The following is an 8,312-nucleotide window of genomic DNA, read 5'->3' as shown; positions in this document are numbered from 1 at the left end:
TACCCAAACTCAGTCGCACGGAGATAGAAGCAATGTTTAGCTTAAGTGATTTACGGCAAACTAAAGTTTATCAGGAGGCTTTAGCCGAAGGTAGGCTTGAAGGCATACAAGAAGGCAGACTTGAAGGTATACAAGCAGGGAGACTTGAAGGTGAAATTCAAGGCAAATTAAAGTCCATACCTCGGTTGTTAGCGTTGGGGTTAACCGTAGAACAAGTTGCCCAAGCTTTAGAATTAGAGGTTGAACTTGTGAAACAGGTGCTCGAGCAGTCAACGGATCCCTAAAACAACAAGCATCCCATAGAAAAATCGCATTCCCTAGGCTAGGTGGGCAAATAATGAGAGTTTTGCAATTTCCTCAGCAGTCATGTCCATTTGCCCACCCTACAAGATCCCTATCCTAAATTCCCGATTACCAATTCTTAATTCTCAATTCTCAATTCTCAATTCTTAATTCTCCATTCTTAATTCTCCATTCCCGATTCCCGATTCCCGATTCCCGATTCCCGATTCCCGATTACCTATTACTTAGAAAAAGGCGAAAGGGCAAAGAAGATTCCACGCCTAGGAACAAACTACCCGGAAACCGAGGTCGAATTTCCTGCTGCTGTCACCAGGATTTTTGCCGTAGCGATTTGCACAGCTACAGTCCTTAGGATTGCGGTACCAAGATCCGCCACGCAGCAATCGATAAGACTTATAATTATCAATCCAGGGAATGCCGTCTACAGGGGCACCATCATAGTTGTCATGCCAAGTATCTTCACACCATTCCCATACATTACCGATCATATCATACAATTCCCAGTTATTCGGGGTTTTTTCTTTTACTGCTGGATGAGTTTTGGAATCAGAATTACCACTGTACCAAGCATACTCTCCCAGTTTTGACTCGTCGTCGCCATAGTAATATCTAGTTGTCGTACCTGCTCGACAGGCATATTCCCATTCCGCCTCACTGGGCAAACGGAATTTTCGACCCTGGAGTTGACCCTTAAATTTTTTATTGAGTCGCGCACAAAATTCTTGACAATCATTCCATGATACCTTTTCAACGGGTAGGTTATCGCCTTTAAAGTAAGATGGCTTGGGTTGAAGCGTAGCTTTGACTTTGTTGTAATCAGCAACGGCCTGCCACTGCTGCTGAGTTACTGGAAATTGTCCCATCCAGAACCCTGATACATTTACCAAATGCTGGGGGCCTTCGTGATCACTGTGCCCAAATTCACTAATAGGGGAACCCATCAAGAACATACCTCCTGGGATGTATGCCATTTCCAAAATGACTCCTTCAGCTAACTTAAAGGATTCTATTTTTATGTCATATAATTTTGGCTCATATAAAAGCTTTATGATGTAGGCTTTGAGGCTATCGTCTAACCCTTGCACTTTATTGTCTACATAGTTTTTCACTGCCAGTTGCGTGGGGACTACTACCAGGGAGGATTCTGTAGATTTGCTGATGGTGTGACTAAATTCCGCTACTTGTACGCCCTGCCCCAGTTTCAGACTGCCCTTGAGTTGTGTAGCACCCTCTACCGTCAGCGTCTCACTGACTTGGAGCTTTTTAGTTTCAAACGACTCAAGGGCCCTAGCTTCTACCCCTTTCACTTTATGGTCTACATAGGTTTTCACTGCCAGTTGCGTGGGGACAGCTTGATTCGATTCCCCTGCCAAGGTACCATCGCTGGAAAATTCATTGACCGCTTCTCCTAATTCTAGTTTCAGGTTTCCCTTGACTTCCAGTTTAGCGGTGGGAGTTTCTGTCCCAATTCCTACGTTGCCCTTAACGTTCAGGGCTTCTGCAATGGTTAGAGGTCCGTGGAAGCTTGTTGCTTTTGTGGTTATGTCTTGAAGAGTATTCCCCAAACGGTCAATTTCACCCATGGCGGCATTCCAATCTGCCGAAAGTATCAAATCTCCAGCTTTTTTATGTTTTGGTTCAAAGCCGTTGGTCATTGCTGCTCCCTAAACTGTATAGTTTTCACTAAAACAAAATTTCCCACACAAGAGTTAACTTAAATTTATCGCTCTTGGTAATTACAGGAAAAATCACTCGATTATACATGATTCCCTTGCCTTTTTCTAGGCTATTGAACAAACCCGCCTCAGTCAACTCAACTGGCTGTTTATCAGGTTCCCCAAAATCTAGGTCTACAGACAACATAATTTTACACTTTTTACTGTCACCGTCTCCAGTCTCGATTAAATCTTTGGACTCAAACGGTTTAAGTTCTTTCCGAAACACCTCCTGTCCCAATTGAGTATCCGTAGCTGGAGCAACTTTGGTGCTGCCGCCAGTCCCTAATGCGATGTAGCGGATCGGATCAATGGTTTGATTAGTAAATAACTTAGCAACTAATTCCCGCCCTGTGTAAACAATCGAGTTATCAGCTTTAACTTCCTGCAACAGCTGATCTTGAGGATTATATTTTTGGATAGTCAACCTACCTTTCATGTCGAGGCTTTCGGCAATTTTCATAGAATAATGAAGAATAATGAAGAATGTAGAATTAAGAATGTAGAATTAAGAATGTAGAATTAAGAATGTAGAATTGAGAATTGAGAATGAAGAATTAAGAATTAAGAATGTAGAATTAAGAATTGAGAATGAAGAATGTAGAATTAAGAATTGAGAATGAAGAATTGGGAATCGGGAATCGGGAATTTAGAGGGAATCGGGAATCGGGAATCGGGAATCGGGAATCGGGAATCGGGAATTTAGAGGAAATCGGGAAGTTAGAGGGAATCGGGAAGTTAGAGGGAATCGGGAAGTTAGAAGTTAGAAGTTAGAAGTTAGAAGTTAGAAGTTAGAAGTTAGAATCTAGATTAACCATTCTTAATTCTTCATTCTACATTCTTAATTCTTCATTCTACATTCTTAATTCTTCATTCTACATTCCCTACTCCCTACTCCCTACTCCCTACTCCCTTTCTTCAACCAAAACCATTCCCGCTATCAAAGCCCGTATAGTCAAATACTCCACAAGTAAGCAGGTTATCAGACATTTCGTGGACTACTCCCTCTGGATAGGGAACCTGAAGACTACTAATAGTCAAGGTATCTTCGGCAAGATGTTCTTCCAGAAAAGGAGAACGCTCGACTCCCAACCGTGCTACCATCTCGTGAGTTTCCTGAAAGCGCTTTTCATAGGTAATCATCCCCAGAACACCAGCGGCTTTAACCTTGTCAATAATTCCAGCAATTTGATGGCGAGGATGGTCCCCTGCTTGCTGAAACTTATCAGTAAAGCCGGGAATATCCCAAGGAATTTTTACCTCAAACACCCCTGGGGTGAGTTTGTAGAGTCTCATTTCCAGAGAGACGGCGGGTTGACTCAAGGCAAAGGTGGTTTCACCAAAGCGCTGTTGGTCAAATCGTGCCAGGGGAACCCCCTCAGCTAACTGGGCTTCCAGCCGCCAGCGAGAGGTTTGGGTTGGTAGTTGGGGCGTTCCTTCTGTTGCATAAGGTTTACCGTTGACTTCAACAGTATTCTCTCGAAAGGACAATACATCGGATGCCCTCGCTTCTCCTTGGTAAGTAACCGATTCTTCAGTATCGCACCTAACAACTCGCAAATTGTATAATACCACAGGCAGACTTGGCTGAACTGCCAGGAAAATTTCGATTTTCTCAGGCTGCGGGTTGGGGTTATCTACCTCAAATTCTGCCCCAAGTCTCAGCACGTAGGAATGTTCTGGCTGATTATGAGGATGCAACTGAGTCAGCCGAGGCATGAACTCTTTAATTTCAATGGTTTCCTTAGCAGCTTGAGCTGCGGGAGAATCTCCTAAAATTCCCAAGTTGGCTGCCACCAAATCAATAATCCCTTGCTTGGTAGCTGCTCCTTGACGGAGGATTTGAATCAAGCCTTTGAGTCGCTCTCGGTAAGGAGCATAACTCTTGGCAATCTCATTGGGATAGGCTGCTTCTAGCAATTGCCGATTCTGGATAATCAGATCATTTCCCTGGGGAGGGGTTTCTGGTCGGGGTTGGTCGGTGTCTTGGTAAGTTTTTTGGTATAGTGAAGGGTCTTGAAGACACCGATTCAGTCCCTTAATTAACCCCTGGTCTACCTCCGCCAGAGTAGGAATAGGGCTAGGGCTGATATAGTCTGGATAGGCAGCGTCTAACAACAAGCGATTGAGACGTTGTCGGTCTTCCCCGATTGGTTGTTGTGCCAGCAGTTGCTGAGCGGCTTTGCTAAGAGTCAGGGTTTGGAAGTATGGCTTATTTTTCCCATAGAGGGAGGGATTAACCAGCTGTTGGTTGAGTGTTTGCACCAGTCCCTGCTCTAGGGGTTCAGGAAGCGGGGGGAAACCGTCATAGTGATTGAGCAGTTCTAGGGTTTCTGGGGGCAAGTGAATTTTGAGATAATGACTGAGTTGATCGGTAGCAACGGTAGCAACCAACAGCTTAATGGCCAGACCGGGCAGATCCCTGAAAGACTCTAGGTTAAATTGAGCCTGGGAAACCTGATAGCGCTCCAGAAGGCTCTTGGTATCGTGATCAAGTTGCGATCGCAAATACTGAGACAGTTCATCCCTGCCTTCATGAAGTTTCTTGGCCAAGTTACTGACATTTTTAAGACTCCCTGGACTAAACTGGTGACTAACCTGTACCAGTTGAGAGGTGCCCCCTAAAGCTTCTAGGTAGAGAGCAAAAAGTTGATCTAAATCTCCCTTTTTGTTAGCAATAAAGCCTTGAGACCCTTCATTGTCAGCGGTATCCACATGATGGGAACGCATCACAGCGAGCAAGTCGGTTTCCCCTTGCTCTAGCAAGACGCCAAAGACATCAATAAATTGGTAGAGCAAACTCTCAACATTGGCTCCGTCATAGAAGTGAGGAAACCGATTGGTGATGCTGGTGGTTTTGCCGCGTTTTTCCATTACCTATTACCCATTACCTACTCAAAGTCCCCCTTTCTAAGAGGATATCTGAAAAGTTTTTTGATACTGAATTTTGCCCCCCTAGCCCCCCAATTCTGGGGGGAAGAAGCATCCAATTAGCTGGGAAAAATCCCCCTTGCTAAGGGGGACCAACGGGGGATCTCCGAGGCAAGAAGACACGCCCTAGCCCCCCAATTCTGGGGGGAAGAAGCATCCAATTAGCTGGGAAAAGTCCCCCTTGCTAAGGGGGACCAACGGGGGATCCCCACCTCATGGGATAGAGAATTGCTACATTACTTATCTTCAATCACAATTTCCAAAGTAGACGGCACTTGTAACTGAATCTCAGCCCGTTCTACAATCGCAATGGGAATATTGTCCTGATAGGAGCTACCCTTGGCTCTGAGTTCAAGCTGATCAATCGTGTAGCTAGAATCTCCGAGAAAGCTTCGGAGTGCTTCCATTAACTTCTCCTGATTTTCCTTTGAAACTTGGCCATTGCTGATGAAAATCTTAAGGATTTCCTTGGCCAGATTGCCTGCATTAGTCCTGATATCTACCAGCAGCAGAGTTTTCAATTGGTTATAATCCAGATTTTCTCCCACTGCTAGTTTGGGTAACTGCTCCAGAGAGGGAATCACAATACTTGTAACTGCAGCTTTCATGGCACTCTTAAGTTGTGCTGGGTCAACAGTTTCGGGAACTGCAACCGCCGGAGTTAGCCTTAAATTCAAAGTAGCGATCGCAACCTCAACAACCTAGATATCGCTGGTAATGATAAACTTATCAGCATCACCTAACTGAGTTTTTTCAAATTTGTTTACCTGAATTTGCTTCTGGTCTCGGTCAATTATATCCTCAGCATCTTCCCCATTAATAAACCGAAAATCCTCCAGTTTCCAATTAATATCTAGCACTGATTCTACGGTTTTTGCTTGCTTAACCAGCTGCTCAAGTTGAATATTTTCTTCTGGTTGGAGTTGCTCAAAATAAGCACTAACCTGCTCCTCAACCTGTTGGTAAATGTGCTGCTTCTCTTGTTGGGTAACTGTAACCGGTAGGATTAACTTCAATGCTCCAGTAATGGTGAGTAATCTCTCATAGAGAAATACCGAACTGAGCTGAGCCTGCTCCACAAACGTGACCTTAACGGTTTCGCCATCAAAGGGAATCCCTGGTTGCCAGAAGGAGGGAATTAACTTGATTGCTTCGATGGTGGTGATTGTTTCAATTCTTGCCTTAATCTCACTTTTAACCACTTCCTGGGATGGTTTGAAGTCAGCAAAATATTGTTTTAGCGCTGTTTCAATTGCCTGTTGTTTCTGGTCATCTAGTGCTTGAGCCTTAATTTGTAAGGCTACAAGCAGGGGTTTGATTTCTGAGGCAACGCGAACCGAGTGGGGGGTGAACTTTTCTAAGATATCTACTTCTAGCCGTTTCACTGGCGTTTCGGAGGATTTATAGTGCTGGGTAGACAGTTCAGTGCCTTCTGAATTACGAATACTGGTCGTGAGGGTAAAATCAACTAAATCATTGACACCGTTGCAGCCTAGTATCTTCCTCGTGAGTTGAGAGATCAGCAGGGGTTGACCCATTTTCTGGTCTTTGAGATGGGAGATAATTGTCTGCTGGACCTGTTCTTCCAACTGTAGCCGTTCCTCTGGAGACAGTTTCAGTTCTGGTTGGAGTTCAAGTTGGAATACCCCATCAACGTTCACTGCTGTCGCCGGTTTAAGTAATGGGTAGATTCCCGCTGCCTTAACTCGGTCAATTTCCTGTTTGAGCTGACTAACTTTCTCAAGATCTGTAAAATCAATGCCATCAACGAATATTTCAATAATGCCAAAGTCTTGCCGTGAAATAGGCCGCTCATTGCTAACCGTAAGAGTTACCCTATCAACCACTAACTCTTTCCAAGTTGCATTAGCCTGAGCTTCCCCAGCTGCTCCAGGAATACCAGCCTCTACCTCCACCTCCACTGCTGGATTTTGACCTGCTGAGAGGATTACCTCTTGAGTGGTGTGATAGTCTTTAGTTTTTGTGTCTGAGACTTGGAGTGTTATAGTTGTCCCTTTGGGAACCTTAAGCTCTTCAGTAAGGGACTCACGATGAGTAACCATTACCTTGCCCCTAGGGAAGTGGAAGTTTTCTCTAACTTGCACTTCCCTCACCCCAGGTAAACTCAACAGAGCATTCCGGATGGAAGTAGTATTACCGCCACTGGTCGCCAACAAGGTTTGCTTGGCTCGTTGGCGCAGTTGTTCGTCACTCTCCTGTAGTTTACCGGTAAATCCCAGGGTTTCTTGATTATTAACTGACTTCACCCCCACTACCGGCTGAGGCATCACCACAATGGTTTCAGCTTCAGTTTCCTCTGTTTTACCCCGTCGTAGAGCCTGGACTCTCACCTGGGCAGTGGTTTGGTCTTTGGAAATCTTGCCTTCTTCAATGGTCTTGTAGGCTTTTTTGGGAGACTCCTGGGTATCTTCCGTAGTTACTAGTGTACCTTTGGGAATAAAAATATCTTCATCAATGCCCAGATCTCGCGTAAAGGTAACTTTTCCGGTAGCATAGTCCGGTTCTCCCCGCTTAATGCCTAAAATGGCAACGACTTTGTCAAGGTCAATGCCTTCGGCGGTATCCACAAAACCAGAGAGATATACCCGTTGCATCTGCTCGTAGAGGACGGCGAGTTCCCAAGCAAAGGACTCGTATAGAGTGCGCACCACACTGCCTTCTTGAAAATCAGTTAGTGTGGGAGGAGTGCGACTCTGCATGGCCTCGAACAGTTGAGCAAAGCCTTTTTTCTCAAAAACCATCAAATTACCCTCCAGGTAGGGAAAAGCTCAGGGTCAAGGGTGTTTCCTGGCCTACAGCTTTAAGGACTAAAGTTGCTACGAGTGTATAACGTTGCTGACGAGAGGGAGGCTCAAAATCTATGGCCTTGATTTCTTCTATCCGAGGTTCTTGAGCTAGACACTCACGGATATAGAGATTAGCAAGGGAGCGAAGACGATTATTATTTTGTTCACCCACTAACAGGTGGAGCCGTGACCCATAATTGGGATGTCCCAAAGCGGCAAGCTCCCCTTTACGGGTGTAAAGGCGATTGAGAATTGCCTGAGCCAAATTATCTAAACCTGTCGCTGTGGCCAAGTCACGATTGACACTTTGAAGGTCTACGAATTGTCGCTCAGAAATGAATTGTCCGCTGTGGCGGCGAGTGAATAATAAATCTTTTTCCATTTGGTGATGGGGAATGGGGAATGGGGAATGGGGAATGGGGAATCGGTAATCGGGAATCGGGAATCGGGAATCGGGAATCGGGAATCGGGAATCGGGAATCGGGAATCGGGAATCGGGAATCGGGAATCGGGAATCGGGAATCGGGAATCGGGAATCGGGAATCGGGAATCGGGA

The 8,312-nt window shown here is 45.2% G+C and carries 7 protein-coding genes and 1 pseudogene; 2 read left to right on the top strand and 6 right to left on the bottom strand.

Annotated elements, in window-relative coordinates:
• Positions 1–284: pseudogene (locus F6J94_RS25625) on the top strand (flagellar assembly protein H); the annotation flags it as partial.
• Positions 285–563: 279 nt separating this feature from the next.
• On the opposite strand, the gene F6J94_RS25620 reads toward F6J94_RS25625, so the two are convergent.
• The gene (locus F6J94_RS25620) at positions 564–1,958 is read right to left on the bottom strand and encodes a formylglycine-generating enzyme family protein (protein ID WP_293045293.1); all 1,395 of its coding nucleotides are present in this window, start codon (positions 1,956–1,958) and stop codon (positions 564–566) included.
• A 28-nt stretch (positions 1,959–1,986) separates the two neighbouring features.
• Entirely contained in the window at positions 1,987–2,481 is a 495-nt protein-coding gene (locus F6J94_RS25615; RefSeq protein ID WP_293045291.1) for a hypothetical protein, read from the bottom strand.
• Positions 2,482–2,609: 128 nt separating this feature from the next.
• Between F6J94_RS25615 and F6J94_RS25610 the strand changes: the two genes are divergently transcribed.
• On the top strand, positions 2,610–2,792 hold the full coding sequence (locus F6J94_RS25610) for a hypothetical protein (protein WP_293045289.1): 183 nt from the start codon (positions 2,610–2,612) through the stop codon (positions 2,790–2,792).
• Between the two features lie 144 nt (positions 2,793–2,936).
• On the opposite strand, the gene F6J94_RS25605 is transcribed toward F6J94_RS25610, so the two are convergent.
• The 4 genes from F6J94_RS25605 to F6J94_RS25590 form a co-directional block, all read right to left on the bottom strand.
• On the bottom strand, positions 2,937–4,892 hold the full coding sequence (locus tag F6J94_RS25605) for a hypothetical protein (RefSeq protein ID WP_293045287.1): 1,956 nt from the start codon (positions 4,890–4,892) through the stop codon (positions 2,937–2,939).
• 293 nt (positions 4,893–5,185) lie between these two features.
• Positions 5,186–5,626 carry a hypothetical protein gene (locus tag F6J94_RS25600; protein WP_143727623.1) on the bottom strand — a complete coding sequence of 147 codons (441 nt, stop codon included), beginning with the start codon at positions 5,624–5,626 and terminating at the stop codon, positions 5,186–5,188.
• A 24-nt stretch (positions 5,627–5,650) separates the two neighbouring features.
• Positions 5,651–7,711 carry a baseplate J/gp47 family protein gene (locus F6J94_RS25595; RefSeq protein WP_293045285.1) on the bottom strand — a complete coding sequence of 687 codons (2,061 nt, stop codon included), beginning with the start codon at positions 7,709–7,711 and terminating at the stop codon, positions 5,651–5,653.
• 4 nt (positions 7,712–7,715) lie between these two features.
• Positions 7,716–8,312, bottom strand: a 597-nt coding sequence (locus F6J94_RS25590) for a GPW/gp25 family protein (RefSeq protein ID WP_293045283.1), incomplete at its 5' end; no start/stop codon positions are given.

It is taken from the genome of Moorena sp. SIO1F2 (genome assembly GCF_010672755.1).
GTDB lineage: Bacteria > Cyanobacteriota > Cyanobacteriia > Cyanobacteriales > Coleofasciculaceae > Moorena.
Note: the sequence above shows the minus strand (reverse complement) of the source record. Positions and strands in the feature narration are given on the sequence as shown.

Excerpts from the sequence above, each read along its gene's own strand:
- F6J94_RS25620 (WP_293045293.1), bottom strand. The coding sequence starts at position 1,958 with ATGACCAACGGCTTTGAACCAAAACATAAAAAAGCTGGAGATTTGATA.
- F6J94_RS25615 (WP_293045291.1), bottom strand. The coding sequence starts at position 2,481 with ATGAAAATTGCCGAAAGCCTCGACATGAAAGGTAGGTTGACTATCCAA.
- F6J94_RS25610 (WP_293045289.1), top strand. The coding sequence starts at position 2,610 with ATGAAGAATGTAGAATTAAGAATTGAGAATGAAGAATTGGGAATCGGG.
- F6J94_RS25605 (WP_293045287.1), bottom strand. The coding sequence starts at position 4,892 with ATGGAAAAACGCGGCAAAACCACCAGCATCACCAATCGGTTTCCTCAC.
- F6J94_RS25595 (WP_293045285.1), bottom strand. The coding sequence starts at position 7,711 with ATGGTTTTTGAGAAAAAAGGCTTTGCTCAACTGTTCGAGGCCATGCAG.